We start from the raw sequence: 26,172 nt of genomic DNA, 5'->3' as shown, positions 1-26,172 counted from the left end.
CTGAAAATCCATGTGTCCCTGGTTCGATCCCTGGAGGTACCACAACATCGCTCGGATGGTGAAATTGGTAGACACGCTGGACTTAAAATCCAGTGAACAGCAATGTTCGTGCGGGTTCAAGTCCCGCTCTGAGTACTTTAAAAACTCCAACACAGTCGTGTTGGAGTTTTTTTGTTTAGAGGAAGTGTTTTATTTTGTTATTTTAAGGATGCTTTTTTTTCTGCTCCTGTATTTGATCTGCTAATTTAAAATTTGTTCAATTATAATAGAAAAATTTTCCTATAATTAGTTTGGTAAGTATCAAAAAAAAGTCAAATTGACTCTTAACATTCTGTCAAAGGGTTAAATTTAAATTCAATGATGTCTGGATATACTTTTTTTAGTATTTACTTACATGACTGGAGCCTAGTTTTTATTCAGTTGAGGAAATATTTCATTATTAAACTTTAACTTGTAAGTATTTTTAATTTTCGTGAAATTTTGTATTAATCATAATGCAAAAATTATTTAGTATTAGTTATCATACTTGATGGCCTTTCTAAATTAGAAGCTATAATTACAAGTGATAATTAAACTTCTTGGAACAATATTAGTTGTATAATTACTTGTATAATAATCTGATGTGCGAATTTCAATAAAGCGCTCGTTATTTAAAATGTTTTTTGCATTGAAACTGTAGCTGAATTGTTTGTTTTTAGGAATATATTTAACTAACAAATCGAGAAAAGAATAATTGGCTTTCTTGTTTATTTTATAAAAATCATATGTTAAACTGGAAAACCATTTTTTATTAGGAGTATAAAATAGTTTGAATGCATTATTCAAATCTTGGTTTTCAAAACTAGCATTAGCATTCGTTTTATTTTTAGTCAAATTGAATTGAAGAATATTTTGAAAATTAAGTTGGCCATCAAAAGCTGACTTCAAAAATAGTTCATTCCTACTGCTTTTACTTATATTATTTCGTAATTCAGAATTATTGATGAGATTTTTATAATCATATATATTGTATTGAGTTCTAAATCTTATCGTGGATTGTAGAAATGGTAAATACTTTTCTATTTTAAAATTTAAATCTACAGTACTGAATTTTTCTTCTAAGAACAAAAAGGCTATTTGTGAATTGTTTTGATCAATATTTAGATTGGAGAAAAAATTACCTTTGTTTTCAGAATAATTTATACTTACATTCATTAAAAATTGTTTTGACAGGTCATATAAATTGTAACCGATTGCATAGTAAGCTGTTCTTTGTAGCTGTAAATCAAGATTGTTTTTTATTGTGGTTCTGTTGCTAACAAGAATGTCATTTGAATAGTTGTAATTGTCAATCAAAGGATTTACTTTTGAACTTAAACTTACATTAAAACTAGATACTCTACTGAATTTATAGCTTAAACTAATGTCTGGCTCAATTAAAATCGCGGTGCTTTTGATTTCGGTGTTTGAGACTTTATTTTTAATAGCCTGATGAAGTATAGTGTTATTAAAATTAGAAATAATTAGTATGTTTCCCCAGTCATAATCTAACTTGTTATTAAAAAAAACTTTAGTTTTAATGAAATCAATATCATTTATATTTGGATTTTCTAATGGATTTTCTTCTGTCTTTAGGTCTGAGTAGAGCGGATTTGATATCAATTCAGTTCCGAGAATTGAATTGTATTTAGCTCTTTTTATTTTGCCAAGGTAACTAGCTTGAAGATCAAAAAACGCTTTTCTTTTTTGAATGCCTTGGATGGCACTTACATCGGATGTTTGCGATTGTGTTTTGAAATTCTGATATAGATTATCAAATGTTTGATGTGATGTAATTTGAATTGCTTTTTTATCTGATATTCTCTTTGTAAACTGAACTTTAGATTTTAAAAATAAATTTTCGGTTTGTAATTCAGTATTAAAAAAGTCTTTTTCATTTTGAAATAATGAAGAAGAAGTATTGATTTTTTCATTATTGATGATAAAGTAGTAATCAATAGTTGATGTGTTTGAAATAGAATGCTTAACATCAAAATCCATTCGAAACAATATTGGTTTTTTATCTGCATTTATTTTATCACTTGTTGTAAATTTTTGATTGTTTATCAAGTTGTTAGTCTCGTTTAGACTTAAAGAATTGATAAGATCCTTAACAAAATAAAAATTTGATTTATAAGTAGTGTTTAGTCCTGTTTTTAAAGAGATATTGTAGTTGGCAAATATGGAATTATTAAGTATAGTTCTTTTATTATCCAGCATATTTATATAGCTAAATTCAGATATAATTTTGCTATTTTTAAAAGCAGTGTTGATATTTTCATTTTGTGTTCTAAAATTGCCAAAATAATCAAATGGCGAATAGTTGACAGCAACATTATTAAAACTAATAGTGCCAAAGGATTTAATTTTTGAGGATAGTGTTAAGAAATTAATGTCAGTGTCTATAGCAGTTTTCATTTCTTTAAAAGTTCCTAAAGATGAATTCAAACTTCCTGAGATGTCTCTGATATTTTTTTTAAGTTTAAGATTTAATGCTACTTTTCCATCGCCTTCTAGACCTTTTAAAAGTTTGTTGCTCGAAAAATTCTCAAGTGCTTGAACTTTATCAATCATGTCTACATTAATATTTTTGGTGCCAATTGTGTAATTGCCACTAAAAAGATCATCGCCGTCTAGCTGTACTGTCTCTACAGCTTTACCTTTGTATTTAATTTCACCTGTATTGTCATTTACTTCCATTCCGGGTAGTTTCCTAATGATGTCTTGTATTTTTCTATCAGATCCATCTTTATAAGACGCCACATTAAAATTGACAGTATCTTTCACCTCGGTATAAGCCTTTTTTTTTGCAAAAATTTTTACATCTTTTAGCAGTATTGTGGTCTCGTGGTTTAATGTAAAGTCATGTGTATAGGTTGTACCTTGTTGAGGGTTCAATATGGTATGACCTACTTTAGCATAATTATTTGCGGTTACTTCAATATATAGGTTTTTATATGCTTTGGTAAGTTTAATTTCATATGCACCGTTTCTGGCTACTGTAAATTCTTTAATGCCTCTGGCATTAGCTGAATCTTTAATTATAACACTTGCAGTTATAAGGTCTATTTGGTCCGATGATGTAATTTTGCCTTTAAGAATTTGTGCTTTTAAACTTATTGTAAAGATTACAAAAACTAATAATGTTCCTGTTATCCTCATTTATTTAAATTCTATTATGGGTAAATCTAAATCGTTGATGGTCATTTTTAAATCAGAATCTGGATTTTTAGATTTTTTATATTTAAATTGAGTTTCCACACTTTTTATTCTAGCTTTAATTCTTTCAGCACGATCTTCTATTTTTTTGAATGTTGGTAAACTGTATAGATATGTGCTACTAGACATTTTTTTTATAGATGTAAAATAAAAATTATGATTTCTATCTGTGCTGTGTACTTCAATAATTAAACCCGGTAAACCTGATAATTTCCATGGGCCATCATGAATTGCTATTTCACTAGTAAACCAAATTTCGAACTCACGACCATAAACTGATGCAATTGCTTTTTGACAATTGTAGGTACTTATAGTTTTAAATTCGTCTTGAATTTTAAAATCTATTTTTTCTAATTTTTCTTTAACAAGAATGGCTCCTGAGGTTCGTAAGTAAATAGAATCTGATTCCATGAATTTTGTAACCACATATCCTATGCTGTCACCATATACCATCCCTTTATCCTCTGATTTAAATTTTTCTTCTAAATCTTTATTAGGATATTGCAACTCTTGTTCATAACCACCATTTATTACTCTGTCCTTGATAAATTTAGATCTAGAATTGTCTGTATATAAATAACATTTAGAAATGGTTTTAGCATTGCCAAAACTGTCATTTGTTTCACTTGTGTAATCGTATTCAATTTTATATTGGCTGTAACAATTACAAGTTAATAATAATAGTATCAGTAGTTTTTTCATTTTTTATTCAAATACCGTTCTAGGAATATCAAGGTTGTTTAGAGTAACTGTAAATTTTACATTGGGATCCCCTTGCGCCTTATTAAACTTAAATTTATTTTCTTCAATTTCTAAATACCTTTTTTGATAGGTTTCTAAGTCAATCTTTTTCTTGAATGGAAAAGTTGTAGTAGAACTGTCTAAAGGTTTTGTTTTGTTGATACTTCTGGCAAGATATAAATGAAGGTTATCGGTAGATTTAATTTCTAATATAAGCCCTGGTAATCCTTGAAATAGCCATGGGCCGTCACTGATAGGAATTTCATTTGTAAACCAAAGTTCAAATTGCCTATTTTCAAAATTCACTAATGCTTTTTGACATTTATAATTGCAAATTGATTTATATTCCTCTATTATCTCATATTGAAATTTCACCATTTTTCGTGGTATTTTTACATATTCAGACTTGTCATTTAAAAGTCTCATATAGATAGAATCTTTACTAAAGTTTTTGGCAATCACGTACCCTAAACTATCTCCTTTTGCATATTTATTACTTTTATTAGCACTTTCCTCTAAATCAGTCATTGAATTTTCAAATTTCACATCTACTACGCCATTAAAAACACGGTTTTTTACAAATCTTGAATAGATACCATCAGTAACTAAAAAAGTATTGGCTCTTACAATACTGACATTACCGGGTAATTGATTGGTAATTACATAATCATATTCAATCTTATACTGTGCCGTTACAACATTTAAAAAATTAAGAAAGATGAAAAGGATACCTATTTTTTTCATGAAGAAATATTAAATTTTAAATAAATTAAACGAGGTGTTTGCTATTCTATTTTTTTATATTTTGAATTGTATTATAAAACGAATTATTAGAATATCGAATATATTACTTTTTTGATGTAAAATTATAATATTGTTATGTATTAGTACAACTAATCTTTAAAATACTAATAGTTTAGTTTTTTTAGTGTCATAAAATCATTTTAAATTGTTTACGCTCTTGATTAATATTTTACTACATTAGATAAAAAATAAAAAATATATATTTTTATGAAAAGAAGATCTTTTTTGGCTTCATCGGCTATTGCTGCCATTGGAATAAATACTTTTTTGGTTACTGGTTGCGAGTCTAAATCTAATGATAAAAATACATCAGCTTCTGGAGAGGAGTTTAATTTGAGTTTTGATCTTGATGAAGAATCAATTACTTCTTTGCAATCTAAATTGAAATCAGGGACATTTACATCGGAGCAATTGGTGCGTTTGTATTTGAATCGAATTGAAGAAATAGATAAAAAGGGTCCTAAACTCAATTCAGTAATAGAGGTTAATCCAGATGCTTTAACCATTGCAAAACAACTTGACGAAGAACATAAAGCTGGAAAAAGCCGTGGTGCAATGCATGGAATCCCCGTTTTGATTAAAGACAATATTGACACGGCTGATAAAATGCAAACAACGGCTGGATCTTTGGCAATGGCTGGGAACATAGCTTCTAACGATGCAACTGTTGTGAAAAAGTTAAGAGATGCAGGCGCAGTAATCATTGGTAAAACCAATTTAAGTGAATGGGCCAACTTTAGATCAACACAATCTTCATCAGGATGGAGTAGTAGAGGCGGTCAAACTAAAAATCCTTATTTTCTGGATCATAACCCTTGCGGTTCAAGTGCGGGTTCAGGAACAGCAGTTTCGGCAAATTTGTGTGTAGTGGCGGTAGGTACAGAAACAGATGGCTCTATTGTTTGTCCGGCTTCGGTTAATGGAATTGTAGGTATTAAGCCCACTGTAGGTTTAGTGAGTCGTTCTGGGATTATTCCTATTTCTAAAACGCAAGATACAGCTGGACCTATGGCTAGAACAGTATCTGATGCTGCTATCTTATTAGGTGTATTAGCTTCTTTAGATCAAAAAGATCTTGTAACTCTTGAAAGTAAAGGAAAATCTGTAACTGATTATAGTTCTTTCTTAAAATTAGACGGATTAAAAGGAAAGAGAATTGGTATTGAAAATAAACCGCAAGGAGAGAATCAATATATAAATGCTCTTTTTGATGACGCTATTAAATTATTAGAGAAGCAAGGGGCTACGGTTGTAAAAATTGATTATATAGATAAAATTAATGCATTAGGACAAGCTGAGTTTGAAGTTTTGCAATATGAATTCAAGGATGGACTCAATCAGTATTTAGCTACCGCAAATGCTAAAATAAAAACTTTAAAAGACGTCATTGATTTTAATAGTGCAAACGAAGATAAAGCGATGCCTTATTTTAAGCAAGAAACTTTATTGAGTTCTAATTTGAAAAAAGATTTAAATGCTTCTGAATATAAAGATAGTCTAGAAAAGAGTTTTAATAGAAGTAAAAAAATATTGAATGAAGTCATGGCTCAAAATAGTCTTGATGCCATTTGCGGAATTACAATGGGGCCTTCATGCAGTATTGACACTATTTATGGTGACCGTTGGGGAACTTATTCCTTAACTTCACCAGCTGCAATGAGCGGTTATCCTCATATCACAGTTCCCTGTGGGCAGGTATATGAATTACCTGTTGGGCTTTCCTTTTTTGGTAAACCGTATACCGAAGGCTTGTTAATTTCTTTAGGATATGCGTATGAGCAAGCCACCAAAAAAAGAGCAGTACCAAAATACAAGGCCTCTTTCTTGAGTTAAATTGAAAAAGGGATTAAGTCATTCGTACTTAATCCCTTTTTATCATTTACTTAAAGTTGATAGAGAGCGAATTTACACAATATCTTTGACCTGTTTTTGTAGGGCCATCATTAAAAACATGTCCTAAATGGCTACCGCAAGTGGCACATAAAATTTCAGTACGTTTCATTCCGTGAGATACATCATCAATATACTGTACTTTTCCGGGTATTGATTCGTCAAAAGAAGGCCATCCGCAATGCGCATCAAATTTTGCATTGCTTTCAAATAAACTTTCATTGCAAGCTCCACAGGTATAGGTTCCTTTTTCAAAGTGCAAATTGAACGTTCCTGTATGTGGATATTCGGTGCCTTTGAGACGTAAAATTCTGTATCTTTCTTCTCCTAAAAGTGCTTTCCATTCTTCTTCTGTTTTTTCTATTGGATATTTCATAATGATATATTTTAATGTTCTTATTTTTCTAAAAATGCTATTGTTACTTCAATTACTTTCGAATTCCCTAATATTTTTCGATGACCAAGTCCGTTTGTTATTAATAATTCCCCTTTTTTTAAATGATTGTGAATATTATGGGCAGCGCTTACTGGAACTTCAGGATCATCTTCATCATGAATGACTAGAACAGGGATATGTACTTCCTTTGCTGCATGAGATGCCGAATAATTATTCATATCATCCTTGTATTTTTCTTCGAAGTGAGCTCGTAAAGACAGACCTATTTTTGGGTCTAGTTTTAGTTTTGCTATAAAATCATTTATTATGTCAGAGACAACATCTCCGCTACCTATAATAATTCCTTTGTTGACTTTGATTCCATTTTTTATAGCATTTAATACTGACATTCCTCCTAATGAATGACCAACAATACCATCAAACGGACCATGTATTTTATCAATTTCAAGTATAGAAGCTATAAAATCAGTCATAACACCAGATGAGCCGTTAGATTTTCCATGTGCAGGCGCATCAAAACTTATTGTTTTATAATTTTTTTGCAAAAGGGCATCTGCTATTTTAAATAATTGCGTGCCACGACCTGACCAACCGTGAACTAGTAGTATTTTCCTATCACTTTTTCCATATTCATAGAGCACAATTTCTTTGTTGATTGCAGGAATGTGTAAACTACTTTTTAAACTTTTACTTTCCATTGTGAGTTCTCTTTTGGGAACTTTATATTTTGTAGGTGTAGTGAACAATTTTGCAGCAAATAGTGTAACTAGTTTTGGAGAAAAAAAAGCGATTAATTTGCAAGTGTGTAAAATTATCGTGGGAATTTTTAAGGATTGTGTATGAACGGTACTCTTTTTTGTCATTATACTAAATTTTCGATAGGATTATTTTTTTGTAATTTTTTTACTAAATTTAGTAAAACATAAAAGTACTTTTTTTTCAATTTTTAAATGAAAATTAAATGTTTTTTTAACATAAAGTATTTTTAACACAAATTTTATTCATGGAGTTATTTCATATTAGCGCTGAATGTTTTCCCGTTGCAAAAGTTGGTGGTCTTGCCGATGTTGTAGGAGCCTTACCAAAATATCAAACTAAAGCAGGTCATGAAGTTCGGGTTATTATTCCAGAATATGATGTGGTTTTTATGAATGAAAATGCATTTGAAACTGTTTTTAAAGGCAATGTATCTTTAGGGAATTTAAATTTTCCTTTTAGTGTTCATAAAGAGTCAACAAATAAATTAGGATTTGAATTGTATTTGGTTGCTATCCCTGAATTATTTGATAGGAAGCAAGTGTACGGGTTTCCGGATGATATAGAACGCTTTTTGGCTTTTCAGATCGCTGCTTTAGATTTTATTTCAAATAGAGATACAATTCCAGATATTATCAATTGCCATGACCATCATACAGGTTTAATTCCGTTTATGATGTTGTACAGCTTTAAATATGAAAAACTCCGAGCAGTTCCCACCGTGATTACAATTCATAATGGTTTGTACCAAGGACAATTTGGGTTTGAAAAAATGAATTACATTCCAGAGTTTGATTTAATTCATAAAAATGTTTTGGAATGGGATCATTGCATTAATTCATTGGCTGTAGCCGTAAAATGTGCAGGTGGAGTTACTACTGTTTCTCCTAGTTATTTAGACGAAATAAATGGTTTTGCTAATGGTTTAGAATCACTTTTTCAAAATGTTAGATACAAATCTAAAGGTATTTTGAACGGAATAGATGTAGAGATTTGGAATTCGATGACGGATGCTATGCTGGAGAAAAATTATTCTATAGCTGACTTTGAAACTGGAAAAAAGGCCAATAAAGAAAAGCTTTGTTCACTTTTTAATCTAGATGCAACAAAACCACTTTTTAGTTTTATAGGAAGATTATTTGATGAAAAAGGAGGTGATTTGCTACCAGACGCAGCATTCTTTGCCTTGAAAGAACATGCCAATGAAATCAACATTTTTGTTTTAGGGTCTGGAAATGCAACCATTGAGGACAGATTAAAAAATCTTATTCCGGAATTTAAAGGTAATTTTAATGCCAGTATTGGTTACAATGAAGCTTTAGCGCATTTAGTTTATGCAGGTTCTGATTTTATGTTAATGCCATCAAGAGTGGAGCCTTGTGGACTAAATCAAATGTATGCTATGCGTTACGGGACAATTCCAATTGTGAGAAGAACAGGAGGATTAAGAGATACTGTAATTGATTTTGGTGATGATGGAAACGGTATTTGTCATGATCAGGCATCTGTTGTGGATATTTGTTATTCGATAAGGCGTGCAAAACAGCTTTTTGAAAACAAAGAAGCAATTAATGAAGTTATTGAGAGAGGAATGAACACAGACAATTCATGGGAACGTGTCTGTCAAGAATATTTAGAAATGTACAATACTATAATTGACAAAAAATGAACGCTAAAAAGAAAAATGTTATTGCAATTATTTTAGGTGGTGGACAAGGTTCCAGATTATATCCTTTAACAGAGTCGAGATCTAAACCTGCTGTGCCCATTGGAGGGAAGTATAGATTGGTAGATATTCCTATTTCAAATTGTATGAATTCAGATATTTATAGAATATTTGTATTGACTCAATTCAATTCGGCTTCCTTAAATGCTCACATAAAAAACACCTATAACTTTAGTATTTTTAGTCATTCTTTTGTTGATATATTGGCTGCGGAGCAAACTCCAGATAACCCAACTTGGTTTCAAGGCACTGCAGATGCTGTAAGACAATGTATGCCCCATTTTTTAAACCATGAGTTTGATTATGCATTGATTTTATCTGGGGATCAATTGTATCAAATGGACTTTAATGAGATGGTTGAAGAACATATCAAGCGACAAGCCGATATTACCATTGCAACTTTACCCGTTAATGCAAAAGATGCACCTGAATTTGGGATTTTAAAAACGAATGCCGAAAGTTGTATTGAATCTTTTATTGAAAAACCGGCTAAAGAATTATTGCCAGATTGGGAATCTGATGTGAGTGACCAAATGAAAGAAGAGGGTAAGCATTACCTCGCTTCAATGGGGATTTACATCTTTAACAAAGATTTGTTAGTAGACATCATGTCAAATAAGGAAACAAAAGACTTTGGAAAAGAAATTATTCCCCAAGCAGTGGGTCATAAAAAAATACTAAGTTATCAATATGAAGGATACTGGACCGATATTGGAAACATAGATTCTTTCTTTAAAGCTAACATTGGTCTTACAGAAGATTTACCAAAGTTTAATTTGTTTGATGATACCAATAAAATTTATACTAGACCGAGACTTTTACCACCTTCTAAATTTCAAAAGACCATGGTTGAACGTTCTTTGATATCTGAAGGCTGTATTTTGAATGCCAAAGAAATAAACAATTCTGTGATAGGAATTCGTTCAAGATTAGGCACTGGAACAGTTATTCAGAATTGTTACATTATGGGAAATGATTTTTATCAAAACATTGATGAGATGGATGCTGATGTTACTAATGGCAAACTATTAGTAGGAATTGGTGAAAGGTGTTATATCAATAATGCATTAGTAGATAAAAATTGCCGAATAGGAAATGATGTCCACATAAACGGTGGCAACCATCTCTCTGATTTTTCTACGGATTTATATGCTATTAAAGACGGTATTGTTGTTATAAAAAAAGGAGCTGTAATACCAGATAATTTTAGTATTAAATAGTTTAAATTCCACATCATTTACATGTATACAATACCTATATGAATACTGTTATCACACACTCCATTTTTACTGATTTTGATATTGATTTGTTTAAAGCTGGCAAGCATTTTCGTCTTTATGAAAAATTAGGAGCGCACATGATGTCTTTGAATGGAGTGCAAGGGGTTTACTTTGCAGTTTGGGCACCATCGGCTCATTCAGTATCTGTTGTAGGGGATTTTAATTTTTGGCAGCAACATTCGCATTCATTAAACGTACGGTGGGATTCATCAGGAATTTGGGAAGGTTTTATTCCAAATATTGAAAAAGGAGCTATTTACAAGTACAAAATTCAATCTAGCATTGATGGAGTTGTCACTGAAAAAGCAGATCCATTTGCTTTTTTTTGTGAGCAACCGCCAAAAACAGCCTCTGTTGTATGGGATCTTGATTACGATTGGAACGACGCAAAATGGATGCAAAACAGAAAAGAAAATAATGCTTTAGACAAACCTTTTTCTGTTTATGAGATGCACTTGGGGTCGTGGAAACGTCATGTTGAGGATAATAGTTTTCTGTCGTATCAAGAATTAGCACTTGATTTAGTTCAATATCTCAAAGAAACGGGGTTTACTCATGTAGAGTTTATGCCTATAATGGAGTATCCATACGATCCATCTTGGGGATATCAATTAGTAGGATATTTTGCGCCAACATCTAGATTTGGAAATCCTCAAGATCTCATGTATTTGATAGATAAATTACATCAAGAGGGAATAGGAGTGATTCTGGATTGGGTGCCATCTCATTTTCCAGATGATGCACATGGTTTAGGATTTTTTGATGGTTCTAATCTTTTTGAACATCCAGATCGAAGAAAAGGATACCATCCAGATTGGAAAAGTTTGGTATTTAATTATGGACGCAATGAAGTTCGTTCTTTTTTGATCAGTAATGCCTTGTTTTGGTTACAGCATTACCATGCAGATGGATTGCGTGTAGATGCAGTCGCTTCCATGTTGTATTTAGATTATTCTCGAAAAAAAGGAGAGTGGGAGCCCAACATTTACGGAGGTCGAGAAAATCTGGATACAATCAGTTTTCTTAAAGAGTTTAATGAAGCAGTTTATCTTAATTACGAGGGTGTTCAAACCATTGCAGAGGAAAGTACATCATTCCCAATGGTTTCAAGACCTACCTTTATAGGTGGTTTAGGTTTTGGGATGAAATGGATGATGGGTTGGATGCATGATACTTTGGATTATTTTAAAAAAGATACTATTTATAGAAAATACCATCAAAATGAGTTAACATTCTCCATGACATATGCCTTTACAGAAAATTTTATGTTACCACTATCACATGATGAAGTGGTTTATGGCAAAAAATCTATTTTAGGAAGAATGCCCGGTGATGAGTGGCAACAATTTGCAAATCTTAGACTTTTATATGCCTATATGTTCATGCATCCAGGTACCAAGCTTTTGTTTATGGGCGGAGAATTTGGTCAAAGTAGCGAATGGAATTTTGAAAAAAGCTTAGATTGGTATTTATTAGAATTTTCTTTTCACAAAGGAATTAAAAAGATCATTACAGATTTGAATACATTGTATAAATCGCAACCTGCATTGTATGAAAAACAATTTACTCCTGATGGTTTTGAATGGATTAATTATTCGGATCATCAAAATGCAGTTTTTTCATTTATCAGAAAAGGAAATAATCAAGAAGATGATTTAGTTGTTGTGTGTAATTTCACGCCAGTGGTTAGAGAAAACTATACCATTGGTATTCCAAGATCGGGTAATTTACAATCTATATTTAATAGTGACGAGACTATTTATGGAGGAAGCGGTGTTCAAAACTCTAAGAGAATGTTAATTCAAAGTATTCCTTACGATGGTAGAGATTATTCGGTTGCTTTGATTCTTCCTCCATTGAGTGTAATTGCTTTCCAGATTGTATAAAATTTGTGTTCAAACTTTAATTTTTATTTAAAAAAATGGATGGTGCATATCAATAATTATATATAACGTTTTCGTTAATAAATAGCATGTTTTAAAGAGATTACGTTCGTTTTTTGTATGTTTGATTTTTGAAAACCAGTCCAAATAAATACCATACCACATGATTACAAATACAGAACTAGAATATAAAGGAGACTTGTATCCTACAAAAATAGTATCGTTTGAACATGATGTTGATTCTGTTTATTTTCACACAGACAACAGTGTTATTTTAAAAGTAACGGTATTAAGAGATAGTTTAATACGTTTTAGATTTACTACCAAAGGGTATTTTAGCAATGATTTTTCGTATGCAGTAGATAAAAGCCATTCGCATGGGTATAATTTTCTTGAGGTAAGTGAGCACGAAGTATTTTACCAAATAAAAACAAGTAAAGTTAAGTGTAAGATTCAAAAATCAGACATGAGACTTTCTATTTATGACTTAGAAGATACCATTATATTAGAGGATGAACTAGGATTTCACTGGGAAGAAAGTTATGAATATGGTGGGAACATTGTAAAAATGAGTAAGTCCTCAAAAGACGGGGAATGTTTTTACGGTTTAGGTGATAAAGCCACTCAAATGAATCTTAAAGGAAAACGTATTGAAAATTTTGCAACAGATCAATATGCTTTTCAAAAAGATCAAGAACCACTGTATAAAGTAGTTCCATTTTACATTGGTTTACACAACAAAAAATCATACGGAATTTTCTTTGATAATACTTTTAGAACATTTTTTGATTTTTGCCATGAACGCCGCAACGTAACAAGTTATTGGGCCGAAGGTGGAGAGATGAATTATTATTTTATTTACGGTCCGCAAATGCAAGATGTGGTAACAACTTACACAGATTTAACAGGAAAACCAGAGTTACCACCTTTGTGGGCATTAGGCTATCACCAATGCAAATGGAGTTATTACCCTGAAAGTAATTTAAAAGAAATTGCTGCAAAGTTTAGAGCGTTAAAAATACCTTGTGATGCTTTGTATCTTGACATTGATTACATGGACGGTTTTAGATGTTTTACATGGAATAAAAACTATTTTCCAGATCCTAAACGAATGGTAGCCGAGTTAGCCGAAGATGGTTTTAAAACGGTTGTTATAATTGATCCTGGGATAAAAATTGATAAAGAATATTCGGTTTATAAAGAAGCATTGGCAAACGATTATTTTTGTAAACGTGCCGATGGTCCTTACATGAAAGGAAAAGTTTGGCCAGGAGAATGTAATTTTCCTGATTTTACAAATCCCACAGTAAGAGAATGGTGGGCGGGCTTATTTAAAGAATTAATATCGGATATAGGTGTAAAAGGAGTTTGGAATGATATGAACGAGCCTGCCGTTATGGAGGTTCCTAATAAAACATTTCCAATGGACGTGCGTCATCATTACGATGGAAATCCATGTAGCCACAGGAAAGCACACAATATTTATGGTACCCAAATGGCTAGAGCTACCTATCATGGTGTAAAGCGTTTTGCCTACCCTAAGAGGCCATTTGTTATTACACGATCAGCTTATGCTGGTGCACAACGTTACACTTCTTCATGGACAGGTGACAATGTAGCTACGTGGGAGCATTTGTGGATTGCAAATATTCAAGTACAGCGCATGTCCATTTCAGGAATGGGTTTTACGGGCTCAGATATTGGTGGTTTTGCAGAGCAGCCTTCAGGGGAATTGTATGCTAGATGGATACAATTAGGAGTGTTTCACCCCTTTTGTAGAACGCATTCTTCTGGAGATCATGGCGATCAAGAACCTTGGGCTTTTGATGACGAAGTGATTGATATTACAAGAAAGTTTGTAAATTTAAGATACCAATTGTTGCCTTACTTGTATACCATGTTTTGGCAGTACATCGAAGAAGGTGTACCAATGTTGAAACCATTAGTATATTTTGACCAAGAAGATACTCAAACCCACTATCGTAATGACGAATTTGTTTTTGGAAATCAAATAGTAGTCTGTCCCATATTAGAACCTAATGCTTTAGGTAGAAGAATGTATTTACCTCGTGGCGAATGGTATAATTACTGGACAAACGAGTTGTGTAAAGGTGGAAAAGAACTTTGGGTGGATACCAAGTTTGATCAAATTCCAATTTTTATAAAAGCAGGATCTATTATTCCTAAATATCCAGTTCAACAATATGTAGGCGAACTCGAGTTTGATGAGTTGATACTAGATGTTTATTACAAAGACGGTAAAGAATTATCTGTAGTCTATGAGGATGCTCAAGATGGTTATGATTACAAAAAAGGACGCTATAGTTTTATGTCTTTTCAAGCTACTGGTAAAGAAAACGAATTAATTATCCAGGCTCATCAAGAGGGGAAGTACGTAACTAATTATTCTAAATATAAGATGAATTTAATAGGGTTGCCTTTTAAGGTTGAAACTTTAGAAATTGACAATGTAGCAGTTGTATTTGATAGTGATACCTTAGAAAAAGAAGGATATATTCTTGTTGAAAAAGGATTTATATCTTTTCATATTATGGGTAACTTGGATTAATATTGAAACTATTTACATTAATTATATAAGTAATGCAGACACATTTTTTGTATTTTTGATTCTTATAAAATTACAGTTATGAAAAAATATGTATTAGTTAGTTTGGTTACATTAGGAATTGTTTATTCTTGCGCTACCAATCCCATTACAGGAAAAAAAACACTCAATTTTGTGCCAAATAATCAGTTATTTCCAACAGCCTTTCAACAATACGATACGTTTTTGAAAGAGAATAAAGTAATTACAGGAACTGCCGATGCAAAGAAAGTGGAGGCTATAGGTTTCCGAATTAAGGCTGCTGCTGAGAAATATTTAACATATTTAGGTCAAGGACAGTATTTAGTAGATTATCGATGGGAATATAAATTAGTCGACAACAAAGAAGTTAACGCATGGTGTATGCCAGGTGGAAAAATCGTAGTGTATTCTGGGATTTTACCAATTACTAAAGATGACGCAGGCCTAGCAACAGTTATGGGACATGAGGTTTCGCACGCTCTTGCAGATCATGGTGCGCAACGTATGAGTGCCTCTCAATTGCAACAATTAGGAGCCGTAGGAGTAGCAGTTGCGACTGGAGGTAAAAGTGAAAAAACACAACAAGTATGGAGTCAAGTTTATGGATTAGGCTCTCAAGGTTTAGGAATACTTCCATTTAGTAGAGCTCACGAAACAGAAGCTGATAAAATAGGATTGGTTTTAATGACCATTGCAGGATATAATCCTGAAACGTCTATTGCTTTTTGGCAGCGCATGTCGGCTCAATCTAATGGTCAAGCACCACCAGAATTTATGAGTACACACCCATCTGATGCTACCCGAATTGCTAATTTACAAGCGTACATACCCGAAGCAAAAGCAATTGCTGCTAAAGTAGGATTGATAAGATAATATTGTTTTTTATTATGTAGAAAGCTATCCGTTATGGATAGCTTTTTTTGTTTACATAAGATGATTTTATGAATAATGATTTCTTAATGTGTAAAAAAATAAGGTTTTGCATTGTTCTTGAAAAAAAATAAATACATTCGTAACCAAAAAAAATCACATGGCTGAATTAGAAAAAGGAAGTAAAAAATTATTAAATGCGTGGGCTTTTTATGATTGGGCAAACTCTGTCTATACTTTAACTATTGCATCAGCTGTTTTTCCTATTTTTTATGATGCTTTATTTTCAGACCGCAGTCATTATATTGATGTTTTTGGGATGCACCTTAAGAATTCAGCGTTAATAAGTTTTATTACTGCTTTTGCTTTCTTAATAGTTTCATTCTTATCTCCATTATTATCTGGAATAGCTGATTATGTTGGAAATAAAAAGGCGTTTATGAAATTCTTTTGTTATTTAGGGGCCTTATCCTGTATGGGTTTGTATTGGTTTGACCTTGAAAATATATATGTTGGTTTATTATTTTATTTATTAGGATTAATAGGGTATTGGGGGAGTTTGGTTTTTTATAACTCTTATTTACCAGATATTGCACATGAAGAGCAGCAAGATCAAATAAGTGCTAAGGGCTATTCCATGGGATATATAGGGAGTGTAATTTTATTAATTATTAATTTATTGATGATTATGAAACCTAAGCTTTTTGGAATTTCAGGAACAGATGGAGAAGCAGCCATGAAAGCAATGCGCTACTCTTTTGTTATGGTAGGTGTTTGGTGGATTCTTTTTAGCCAATATTCATATTATTATTTACCCAACGGCAACAAAAATAGCGGTCACAAAGTTACCCGTCAAGTAGTGTTTAATGGTTTTAATGAACTTAAAAAAGTATGGCTTTTATTGCAAGAAAATAAAGCTTTAAAAGCATATTTAAGAAGTTTTTTTGTGTCGAGTATGGCTGTACAAACCGTGATGCTGGTAGCTACTTATTTTGGTGCACAAGAAATTCAATGGCCTACTAAAGAAGAAGGAACAGTAGGTTTGATAATTTGTATTTTGCTCATTCAATTAGTCGCAGTTTTAGGCGCTTTCTTAACGTCAAGAGCTTCTAGTAAATTTGGTAATATTCCAACGTTAATTTTTATCAATTGCTTTTGGGTTTTACTTTGTGTTGCGGCATACTTCATTACTCAACCTTTAGAGTTTTATATAATGGCGAGTTGTGTAGGACTTGTTATGGGGGGCATTCAGTCGTTATCAAGGTCAACTTATTCAAAGTTGTTGCCTCAAACTACGGATACGGCATCGTTTTTTAGTTTTTATGACGTAGCCGAAAAAATAGGTATTGTAATAGGAATGGTGGTTTATGGAATCGTAGATCAAATTACTGGAAGTCCTAGATTAGCTATTGCTATATTAGCCCTTTTCTTTATAATTGCTGTAATTCTGTTGAATAAAGTACCAAAAAAAGGTGTTTTACAATCGTAAAACACCTTTTCAATATCTTTTAAAATAGTTTTTTTAGGATTTCGATATACTTCCTGATCCACTTACTTTGGTGTCTTTTTTCTTTGGATCACCTTTGTATTGAATGTCACCCGAACCCGAAACTCTAGCGTGTAAGTTATCAGAACAAAAAACAGTAGTATCTCCTGAACCTGATACGGCAGCATGAACGTTTTTAGCCTTCAGTTTTGAAGTATCGATATCTCCAGAACCGTTTAGAGCTGTATTTAATTCGTCTGTAGTTCCTGAAATAGTGACATCTCCGGATCCTGTTACATCTATTGCAACTGAATTTGATGCTACTTCTAAATTAATATCACCAGAACCAGTTAACTGAACTAAGAATGAATTGCTATTGATTGTTTTTTTTGTATTAATATCTCCTGATCCAGTCAAACTTAATTTGTTGATTTCCTCGAAGGGAACCGAAATTAAAATTTGCTTGCCTTTACTCGTGCTCAAGTACTTATTTTTTTCAGAACTAATTTTAAGTATATTGTTTATAACTTCAATTTTTATGAAAGGAATTAAATTTCCCTCTCCTTTAACAGTAATGTCTCCTTCTTTTCCTGAAACCAGTTCTACATCAAAGAAACCAGATACAGCAATAGCATCATAATCTGTTGTAGTTCTTTTTTCAGAAACTATGTTTCCATTTCCTTGAATTTTATTTTTGCTAGACCACTGAGCAAAGGTTAAATTAGTGGATAATAAAGCGCAACCTGCAAGTAATAAAAGTGATTTTTTCATAATTAATTTAGTTTAGGTTATTGGTTTTGTGTGAGCACTACGTTCCCATAATTAGATGTAATAGTCATGCTATTTATTCCTTTTCTTTTATGAAAGCCTGTGTATTTTTTTGTTTGTGAGGTTTCTTCTTTACTGTCCATTTCAAGAGCGCTATCGTATTTTAGATTTGCATATTTTAAAATGGCATTCAAGTCAAAATAATAATTGGGTTGAAACCCAATAGTTATTCCTGTATAAGCTGCTGATATCATTTGAGACTTAGCTTTAGCATGAACAGATTGAATAGCAAGTGAACTATATTTTGTTTGAAGAGATAAGCTTCCTGTAATTTCTCCGATTTGAATAGTAAGATAGTCTCCACTAGCTTCTAGGTTTCTTATTTTTGAGATTTTAATTTTACCATAATCGCTAGTGTAAGCAACAGAATCACTATTTAAGATTTCTATATCTGTATAATCAGATGTTAATTGAAGTTTGGAGGTCTCCTCAATCTTAATACTTGAATATCGGGCGTTTATTTGTCCGTTTTTGATAAGCTCTATGCTGGAATTGTTGCAATATTCTATATTGATGTCGCTAATTCCTTGCAATTTTCCAGTGGTAATCTTACCGTATTTGCATTTTATTTCAGCATTTGATACAATATCAGTAGTGGTAATATTACCATATTTGTTGTTCAATTTAATACTTCCATTTCTAGGTATTTTGAGAATATAATTTATTTCAAAACTATTTTTTTTTCCAGAACTTTTAATATTCGAATTTTCAAATATTGTTTTTGCGGTTACTAATCCTTTTAGAGCTTGGATATCAATTGTTATAGCGTCTATTTTTTGATTGACCCAATTTTCGTTGTCACCGCTAACTCTTATTTGAACATCTAGTTCTATTTTATCTTCGTCCCATGTAGTTACTACAAGAAATCCGTATGAATTATCTACCGCTAGAATAGCGTTTGAATTAACATAGTATGCTTTTTTGATGTTTTTTTGTTTAGAATGAATAAAATCATTTGTAGCTGCCTGCACTAAAAATGGTACTAAAAGCAATAATAGTATATAGTTATATTGTTTTTTCATCTGGAAATACGTTTTTGTTTTCGTTGTTTTCAAGGTGTTCGAGTACCTTTTGCAAAAAAGAAATGCGTGTTTGTAAGTTACTAATCATGGCATAAATAATCTGTTTACTTTCGCCATTAACCTCTAATTCCTGAATTATTTTTTCATAGTCAGCATCTAGCTGATTCATTTGTTTTAGAGCATCAGTTATAATTTTCTTGTTTTCGGGTGATTTCTTTTCTTCAATTTTTTCTAATTCTCTTTCAATTAAAACTGTAAAAATAGAATCGGTTTGTATGGTTTCTCTTGATGCGTATTGCAGTTCAGAAGGTTTTTCATAAGAAGGTTTGCATAGTGTAATCCCCATGAATATTATAATTGACGCAGCTATACCGATACTTGTAAAGAGTTTCCAATTAAATTTCTTTTGATTTAATTTTTCTTTAAAACGCACTTCATGATTTGCTTCTAAATTCTCAATGTCCCATTGAAATTGGTGTTTAATAAAGAGTTCGTCTATTGGGTCTTCGTTCCTTTTCATATTTCTTCTAATTTTTTTCTCAAACTGTCTTTGGCTCTGCTCAAGGTTGTTCTGCAATTGGCATAACTTATATTTAAAATTTCACTGATCTCTTCTTGGTCATATCCTTCAATGTAAAATAATGTCAAAACCATCTGATAGTTATATTTTAAAGTTGCTATGGTTTCTAAAATTTGTTTGACTTTCAAATTAGTAAAGTCACTATTCATTGATAAATCCGAATCTATATCTTCAATTTTATGCAAAGTCATCTCAAAATCTTCCCGCTTAAACTGATTGTTTTTTTTATAAAAATCAATGCTTTGGTTGACCACAATTCTTTTTAACCAAGCGCCAAATGAAACTTCTTGTTTGTAATGTTCTAGTTTTGAAAATGCTTTCAAAAAACTTTCTTGCATTACATCCTCAGCATAATGGCTGTCTTTTACAATTCTAAAAGCAACATTATACATAGCGGAAGCATAACGGTTGTATACTTCGTATTGTGCTTTTTGATTGTTTTGCTTACACAATACAATCAGCTCTTCGATATTACATTGGTTAATGTTCAAGTAGTGGTTTCGTTTTAATAAAGACTTGGGTTCGGAATTAATGTTACACTTTATGTAAAAATAAGTTTTAAAGATATTGATTTACTGCAAATCATTTGTTTTTATGAATCTTATTTATAAGATAATTAGCATTTGATTCATTTCTTTTGGCATAAAGATTGAGACTTTTACTTGATGGTCATTTAATAAAGATTAATCCTTGTTTTTTTCAATAAAGACGATTCTGAAATCCTATATTTGTGATCCAAAAACTTTTTTTAATGACAAAAAGACTTAATTAAATATATGTCAAATCATAAAATACTTACCATTGACAATTTGTCACTTCAAGAATTTGATTCAGAAGCAGATTTAATTCCATTATTGACTCCAGAGGACGAAGAAGAAATGAATAATGAAGCTTTACCTGAATTGCTTGCCATTTTACCTTTGCGAAACATGGTTTTATTTCCAGGAGTTGTAATTCCCATTACAGCCGGTAGAGATAAATCTATAAAATTGATAAATGATGCCAATGCAGCAGGGAAAACAATAGGAGTAGTGGCTCAAATAAATGAAGAAGACGAAGATCCAACCAAAGAAGATATTCATAAAATAGGTACTGTTGCTCGTATTTTACGCGTTTTAAAAATGCCAGATGGCAATGTAACGGTAATTCTTCAGGGTAAAAAACGTTTCGAAATTGACTCTGTAGTCTCTGAGGATCCCTATCTTACTGCAAAAATAAAAGAAGTTCCAGAAAAACGTCCGAAGAAAAATGACACGGAATTCTTAGCTATTCTTGATTCTATAAAAGAACTAGCAATTCAAATTATCAAAGAAAGTCCTAACATTCCTAGCGAAGCAACTTTTGCAATAAAGAACATTGAAAGTCAATCTTTTTTAATCAATTTCGTGACTTCAAACATGAATTTATTGGTTAAAGAAAAGCAAGATTTATTGGCTATCAATGAACTGAAAGGAAGAGCATTAGAGACTTTGCGTTATATGAATATCGAGTTGCAAAAACTTGAATTAAAAAATGACATCCAGTCTAAAGTTCGTTTTGATTTAGATCAGCAACAACGAGAATATTTCTTGCACCAACAAATGAAAACCATTCAAGAAGAATTGGGTGGCGTTTCGCAAGAGGAAGAAATGGACGAGATGTTGCAAAAATCCTTAACCAAAAAGTGGGACGATAAAACCAAAAAGCATTTTGAAAAAGAACTTTCTAAAATGCGCCGAATGAATCCGCAGGCACCTGATTTTGGTATTCAAAGAAATTACTTAGAGTTGTTTCTTGATTTGCCTTGGAACGAATACTCCAAAGATATTTTTGATTTAAAACGCGCTCAAAAAATCTTAGATAGAGACCATTTTGGTTTAGAAGAAGTTAAAAAACGAATGATAGAACATCTAGCTGTTTTAAAATTGCGTAACGATATGAAATCGCCAATCATTTGCTTGACAGGACCTCCAGGTGTTGGTAAAACCTCTATTGGCCGTTCTATAGCTGAAGCGTTGGGTAGAGAGTATGTGCGAATTTCATTGGGTGGTTTGCGTGATGAATCTGAAATTCGTGGTCACAGAAAAACGTATATTGGCGCTATGCCAGGTCGAATTATTCAAAGTTTGAAAAAAGCAGGTACATCAAATCCGGTTTTTGTTTTAGATGAGATTGATAAATTGTCAAATAGCCATCAAGGGGATCCATCATCAGCATTGCTAGAAGTTTTAGACCCGGAGCAAAACAATTCTTTTTATGATAATTTCCTAGAAATGGGATATGATCTTTCAAAAGTAATGTTTATTGCAACTTCAAATAATATGGCAGCCATTCAACCCGCATTGCGTGACCGTATGGAAATCATCAAAATGTCAGGCTATACCATTGAAGAAAAAGTCGAAATTGCGCGTCAGCATTTGTTTCCTAGACAATTAAAAGAGCATGGTTTAACGACTAAGGATTTGACTATTGGTAAAAAACAATTGGAAAAAATTGTGGAAGGCTATACCAGAGAATCAGGCGTACGTGGACTTGAGGGTAAAATTGCGCAAGTGATTCGAAACGCAGCCAAGTCAGTTGCAATGGAGGAAGAGTATAATAAAAAAGTAACAGATGAAGATCTTGTAAAAACACTTGGTGTTGCGCGTTTAGAGCGTGATAAATACGAAAATAATGATGTAGCGGGAGTAGTTACTGGATTAGCGTGGACTTCAGTTGGTGGTGATATTTTGTTTATCGAATCGCTGCTTTCTCCAGGGAAAGGCACCATGAGTATTACGGGTAATCTAGGTACTGTAATGAAAGAATCGGCTACAATTGCTTTGGAATACATCAAGGCCAATACCAAGCTTTTAGGATTAGAATCGGATATGCTTTCTAAATACAACATTCATTTGCACGTTCCTGAAGGAGCAACGCCAAAGGATGGACCAAGTGCAGGTATTGCTATGTTGACGTCATTAGTTTCTTTGTTTACTCAAAAACGTGTTAAGAAAAACCTTGCCATGACTGGTGAGATTACTTTGCGTGGTAAAGTATTGCCTGTAGGCGGAATCAAAGAAAAAATTCTTGCTGCTAAGCGAGCAAATATTAAAGAAATTATCTTGTGTCACGAAAATAAAAATGATATCGACGAGATTAAACCAGAATATTTAGAAGGACTTACTTTTCATTATGTAAAGGAAATGAGCGAAGTATTGCAATTTGCACTTACTGATCAAAAAGTTAAAAATGCAAAAACTTTGTAAATAAGTCGTTTTCGAAATCAATAAAAATCCAAATTCCTAAACTGTTTTTTCAGTTCAAGAATTTGGATTTTTTTTTTATAAAAAAGGTATTGTTATTGCAATAGTGCGTTGACTTTTTGTATGAAAATTGCTGGGAATAATTGTGGCGCTTTCAAGTGGTCGCCTTCATATATCCAAAGTTCTTTTTTAGTTTTGGTATTGTTATACACCGTTTCACATTGGCTAAAAGGCACGTCTTTGTCGGTTTTAGAATGAATGAATAAAACAGGTACTGATTGAATGTTTTTGATATCTTCTGCAGCAGAATAAGGCGAAGTGACATACATACGAATCATTTGATGTTGCGCTTCGGGAGTTTTACTAACTGCTATTTCTGTAAAGGAACTAATAACGCCGTCTACAATTAATCCGCTTATTTTATCTTGATTGTTTTTGGTTAAATTAACCGCAACTTGTGTTCCCATTGATGCCCCGTAAATGATGATTTTTTTGTTTTTAAAGTCGGGATTTTTTTGAATTTCATTAAAAACAGTTTGAGCGTCAGCTGCAATGTTGAGGTGAGTGGGTTTACCACTTGATTTTCCGTAGCCTCTCATGTCAATCATAATTACTTCGTAACCATTTTTAACCAAAGGTTTTACAAAAGGTACATAACTCATACAATTACCACCGGCACCATGAAAATAAAGTATAGTTGCCTTGGGTTGTTTTTGTTTTGGTGATAATACCACACTATTGATAGTATCTTTTTCAATATAATAATTGTGCTCTTTGAATTGTAAAGAATCTATTGTGATGGTTTTTGCTTTTTTTGGATAATAAAATTTATCGTCCATCTGAGCTTGAACATTGCATAAACATAATAATAGAAGCGTAGTAAAAAGTAAATTTTTCATAGTTTTTAGTTTTAGTTTTGAATTCTTTGTCAAAACTAGGTGTAAACCAAACGTTTCAAAAAGGTTTTATACTGAACTGTTGATTTTAAGGACTGAATTGTCCCTTTTTAAACTTTTCTTTTTCTAAAAAATAATATCTTCGCACTGGCGTTATCATTGTATACTTTTGGCGCTTTTGCAACATGTTTAAAAAAATAGTAATATTCAGTTTGTTACTCTACGGTACCGCATCAATCGGTCAGATAGGCGGTAAAACAATATATCAATTTTTAAATCTCGTTGCCTCTCCAAGACAAGCGGCTTTAGGAGGAAAAGTGTTGACTATATATGATGATGATGTGAATCAAGCTCATTTTAATCCGGCCACAATCAATGCAGAGATGGACAATCATTTAGCACTGAATTATGGAAATTACTATGGTGCGCTTACCTACGGAACCGCTTCTTATGCGTACACCTATGACAGACACCTGCAAACGTTTCAAGCAGGTGTAAATTACATCAATTATGGTAGTTTTGAGGGCTATGACGAAAATGGTCAAGCCACAACTGCCTTTTCAGGAAGCGAAGTAGCCTTATCTATGGGGTATGCGTACAATGTTCCTTATACCGATTTACATGTTGGTGCTAGTGCTAAGTTGATTTCGTCTAGTCTAGAAACCTATCATTCTTTTGGAGGAGCATTAGACATTGGTGCTTTGTATATTGATGAACGGAACGATGTCAATTGGGCGTTGGCCATACGAAATCTAGGGACTCAATTTTCAACTTACAATGGTGTTCGAGAAAAGTTACCTCTGGAGGTTTTAGTAGGAGTTTCGCAAGAGTTAGAAAATGTTCCCATTCGATGGTATTTAACTTTGGAGAATTTACAACAATGGAATATTGCTTTTGCTAATCCAGCACGATCAGAACAATCTTTTAATGGAGCAGCAACTCCTGAAAAAGTATCTTTTGTAAATAATGCTTTGAGGCATGTAATTGCAGGAGTAGAGTTGTTCCCAAAAAGAGGATTTAACTTGCGTTTGGGATACAATTTTAGGCGAGCCGAGGAATTACGCATTCTGGAACAACGTAATTTTTCTGGACTTTCTTTTGGCTTTGGACTCAAATTAAACAAACTTAAGTTCAATTATTCCTATTCCAGATATACGCTTGCTGGAAACACAAGTCTCTTTGGGCTAACCATAAATTTTCAAGAATAGTTTATTCATTTTAATTACCTTAAATTTTATATTTTGACAAAAAAAATTACAATTGCAATAGATGGATTTTCATCAACTGGAAAAAGTACGCTAGCAAAACAATTAGCAAAACATTTAGGATATATTTATGTAGACACAGGAGCAATGTATCGTGCCGTAACTTTTTTTGCTATGAAACAAGGGTACATCAATGCAGATGCTTTTGATAGTACAACTTTAATTGCAAGTTTGCCTTCAATTAGACTGCATTTTGAATTTAATGCAGAGTTAGGATTTGCAGAGGTTTTTTTGAACGATGTCAATGTTGAAACTGAAATTCGAACCATTGAAGTATCGCGTTTTGTGAGCAAGGTTGCTGAGGTTTCTCAGGTTCGGGCTAAATTAGTGGAACAACAAAAAGAAATGGGCAAGAACAAGGCTATTGTTATGGATGGACGAGACATTGGTACTGTGGTATTTCCTGATGCCGAGCTTAAAATATTCATGACGGCAAGTGCTAGCACCAGAGCACAAAGGCGATATGATGAGTTAGTAGCTAAAGGTGATGCGGTAACCTATGAGGAAGTCCTCAAAAATGTAGAAGAAAGAGATTACATAGATACCCATCGCGAAGATTCACCCTTAGTGATGGCAGTAGATGCAATTGAAATTGATAATTCACATTTGAATCGTGAGGAACAATTTGCTCAAGTTTTAGAAATGGTCAACGATATCACTAAAACGATATAAATATTTGCAGATATCATTTTTAATGGTA

At 32.5% G+C, this 26,172-nt stretch carries 20 protein-coding genes and 1 tRNA gene; 11 read left to right on the top strand and 10 right to left on the bottom strand.

Annotated features, from left to right (window positions below):
- Positions 1 to 49 precede the first annotated feature (49 nt).
- Positions 50 to 135 (top strand) — tRNA-Leu (locus IQ05_RS06255).
- Between the two features lie 408 nt (positions 136 to 543).
- Here IQ05_RS06255 and IQ05_RS06250 read toward each other — a convergent pair.
- Genes IQ05_RS06250 through IQ05_RS06240 form a run of 3 tightly spaced genes read right to left on the bottom strand, consistent with a single transcriptional unit; the run spans position 544 to position 4,722 of the window.
- Positions 544 to 3,180, bottom strand: coding sequence for a hypothetical protein (locus tag IQ05_RS06250; RefSeq protein WP_144891112.1), 2,637 nt, complete (start codon positions 3,178 to 3,180; stop codon positions 544 to 546).
- The gene (locus tag IQ05_RS06245) at positions 3,181 to 3,939 is read right to left on the bottom strand and encodes a GLPGLI family protein (RefSeq protein ID WP_144891110.1); all 759 of its coding nucleotides are present in this window, start codon (positions 3,937 to 3,939) and stop codon (positions 3,181 to 3,183) included.
- Between the two features lie 3 nt (positions 3,940 to 3,942).
- Entirely contained in the window at positions 3,943 to 4,722 is a 780-nt protein-coding gene (locus tag IQ05_RS06240) for a GLPGLI family protein (protein ID WP_144891108.1), read from the bottom strand.
- A 267-nt stretch (positions 4,723 to 4,989) separates the two neighbouring features.
- Between IQ05_RS06240 and IQ05_RS06235 the strand changes: the two genes are divergently transcribed.
- On the top strand, positions 4,990 to 6,615 hold the full coding sequence (locus IQ05_RS06235) for an amidase (protein ID WP_144891106.1): 1,626 nt from the start codon (positions 4,990 to 4,992) through the stop codon (positions 6,613 to 6,615).
- Positions 6,616 to 6,661: 46 nt separating this feature from the next.
- Here the strand turns inward: IQ05_RS06235 and msrB are convergent, their stop codons facing one another.
- Positions 6,662 to 7,048 (bottom strand): peptide-methionine (R)-S-oxide reductase MsrB, encoded by a 387-nt coding sequence (gene msrB, locus IQ05_RS06230; RefSeq protein WP_144891104.1) that lies wholly within the window; start codon positions 7,046 to 7,048, stop codon positions 6,662 to 6,664.
- Between the two features lie 20 nt (positions 7,049 to 7,068).
- Complete coding sequence (locus IQ05_RS06225; protein WP_144891102.1) at positions 7,069 to 7,932, bottom strand: alpha/beta fold hydrolase; 864 nt, start codon at positions 7,930 to 7,932, stop codon at positions 7,069 to 7,071.
- A gap of 140 nt (positions 7,933 to 8,072) precedes the next feature.
- Here IQ05_RS06225 and IQ05_RS06220 point away from each other — a divergent pair, with 140 nt between their 5' ends.
- From IQ05_RS06220 to IQ05_RS06195, 6 genes are all read left to right on the top strand, one after another.
- Positions 8,073 to 9,494 (top strand): glycogen synthase, encoded by a 1,422-nt coding sequence (locus IQ05_RS06220; protein WP_144891100.1) that lies wholly within the window; start codon positions 8,073 to 8,075, stop codon positions 9,492 to 9,494.
- Positions 9,491 to 10,771 carry a glucose-1-phosphate adenylyltransferase gene (locus IQ05_RS06215; RefSeq protein WP_144891098.1) on the top strand — a complete coding sequence of 427 codons (1,281 nt, stop codon included), beginning with the start codon at positions 9,491 to 9,493 and terminating at the stop codon, positions 10,769 to 10,771. The genes IQ05_RS06220 and IQ05_RS06215 overlap by 4 nt, the downstream gene beginning before the upstream one ends.
- 38 nt (positions 10,772 to 10,809) lie before the next feature.
- Positions 10,810 to 12,717: a 1,4-alpha-glucan branching protein GlgB gene (gene glgB, locus IQ05_RS06210; RefSeq protein ID WP_144891096.1), complete on the top strand. Its 1,908-nt coding sequence runs from the start codon at positions 10,810 to 10,812 to the stop codon at positions 12,715 to 12,717.
- 160 nt (positions 12,718 to 12,877) lie between these two features.
- Positions 12,878 to 15,283: a glycoside hydrolase family 31 protein gene (locus IQ05_RS06205; protein WP_144891094.1), complete on the top strand. Its 2,406-nt coding sequence runs from the start codon at positions 12,878 to 12,880 to the stop codon at positions 15,281 to 15,283.
- Positions 15,284 to 15,361: 78 nt separating this feature from the next.
- Entirely contained in the window at positions 15,362 to 16,174 is an 813-nt protein-coding gene (locus IQ05_RS06200; RefSeq protein WP_144891092.1) for a M48 family metallopeptidase, read from the top strand.
- A gap of 157 nt (positions 16,175 to 16,331) precedes the next feature.
- Positions 16,332 to 17,660: an MFS transporter gene (locus tag IQ05_RS06195; RefSeq protein WP_144891090.1), complete on the top strand. Its 1,329-nt coding sequence runs from the start codon at positions 16,332 to 16,334 to the stop codon at positions 17,658 to 17,660.
- A gap of 33 nt (positions 17,661 to 17,693) precedes the next feature.
- Here the strand turns inward: IQ05_RS06195 and IQ05_RS06190 are convergent, their stop codons facing one another.
- Genes IQ05_RS06190 through IQ05_RS06175 form a run of 4 tightly spaced genes read right to left on the bottom strand, consistent with a single transcriptional unit; the run spans position 17,694 to position 20,578 of the window.
- Positions 17,694 to 18,428, bottom strand: coding sequence for a head GIN domain-containing protein (locus tag IQ05_RS06190; protein ID WP_144891088.1), 735 nt, complete (start codon positions 18,426 to 18,428; stop codon positions 17,694 to 17,696).
- Between the two features lie 17 nt (positions 18,429 to 18,445).
- On the bottom strand, positions 18,446 to 19,507 hold the full coding sequence (locus IQ05_RS06185) for a hypothetical protein (protein ID WP_244289533.1): 1,062 nt from the start codon (positions 19,505 to 19,507) through the stop codon (positions 18,446 to 18,448).
- Positions 19,491 to 20,027: an anti-sigma factor gene (locus IQ05_RS06180; RefSeq protein ID WP_144891086.1), complete on the bottom strand. Its 537-nt coding sequence runs from the start codon at positions 20,025 to 20,027 to the stop codon at positions 19,491 to 19,493. The genes IQ05_RS06185 and IQ05_RS06180 overlap by 17 nt, the downstream gene beginning before the upstream one ends.
- Positions 20,024 to 20,578: an RNA polymerase sigma factor gene (locus IQ05_RS06175; protein WP_144891084.1), complete on the bottom strand. Its 555-nt coding sequence runs from the start codon at positions 20,576 to 20,578 to the stop codon at positions 20,024 to 20,026. Before IQ05_RS06175 ends, IQ05_RS06180 begins: the two co-directional genes overlap by 4 nt.
- A gap of 285 nt (positions 20,579 to 20,863) precedes the next feature.
- On the opposite strand from IQ05_RS06175, the gene lon reads away from it, so the two are divergent.
- On the top strand, positions 20,864 to 23,314 hold the full coding sequence (lon, locus tag IQ05_RS06170; RefSeq protein ID WP_144891082.1) for an endopeptidase La: 2,451 nt from the start codon (positions 20,864 to 20,866) through the stop codon (positions 23,312 to 23,314).
- 92 nt (positions 23,315 to 23,406) lie between these two features.
- Here lon and IQ05_RS06165 read toward each other — a convergent pair whose 3' ends face one another.
- Entirely contained in the window at positions 23,407 to 24,210 is an 804-nt protein-coding gene (locus tag IQ05_RS06165) for an alpha/beta hydrolase (RefSeq protein ID WP_144891080.1), read from the bottom strand.
- Positions 24,211 to 24,392: 182 nt separating this feature from the next.
- Between IQ05_RS06165 and porQ the strand changes: the two genes are divergently transcribed.
- The gene (gene porQ / locus IQ05_RS06160; RefSeq protein ID WP_144891078.1) at positions 24,393 to 25,415 is read left to right on the top strand and encodes a type IX secretion system protein PorQ; all 1,023 of its coding nucleotides are present in this window, start codon (positions 24,393 to 24,395) and stop codon (positions 25,413 to 25,415) included.
- Positions 25,416 to 25,448: 33 nt separating this feature from the next.
- A complete protein-coding gene (cmk, locus tag IQ05_RS06155) occupies positions 25,449 to 26,144 on the top strand; it encodes a (d)CMP kinase (protein WP_144891076.1) in 696 nt (231 codons plus the stop codon).
- Positions 26,145 to 26,172 lie beyond the last annotated feature (28 nt).

Origin of the sequence: Flavobacterium tiangeerense, from assembly GCF_007830355.1 — a bacterium.
GTDB lineage: Bacteria > Bacteroidota > Bacteroidia > Flavobacteriales > Flavobacteriaceae > Flavobacterium > Flavobacterium tiangeerense.
This window is presented reverse-complemented; position numbering and strand designations above follow the sequence as displayed.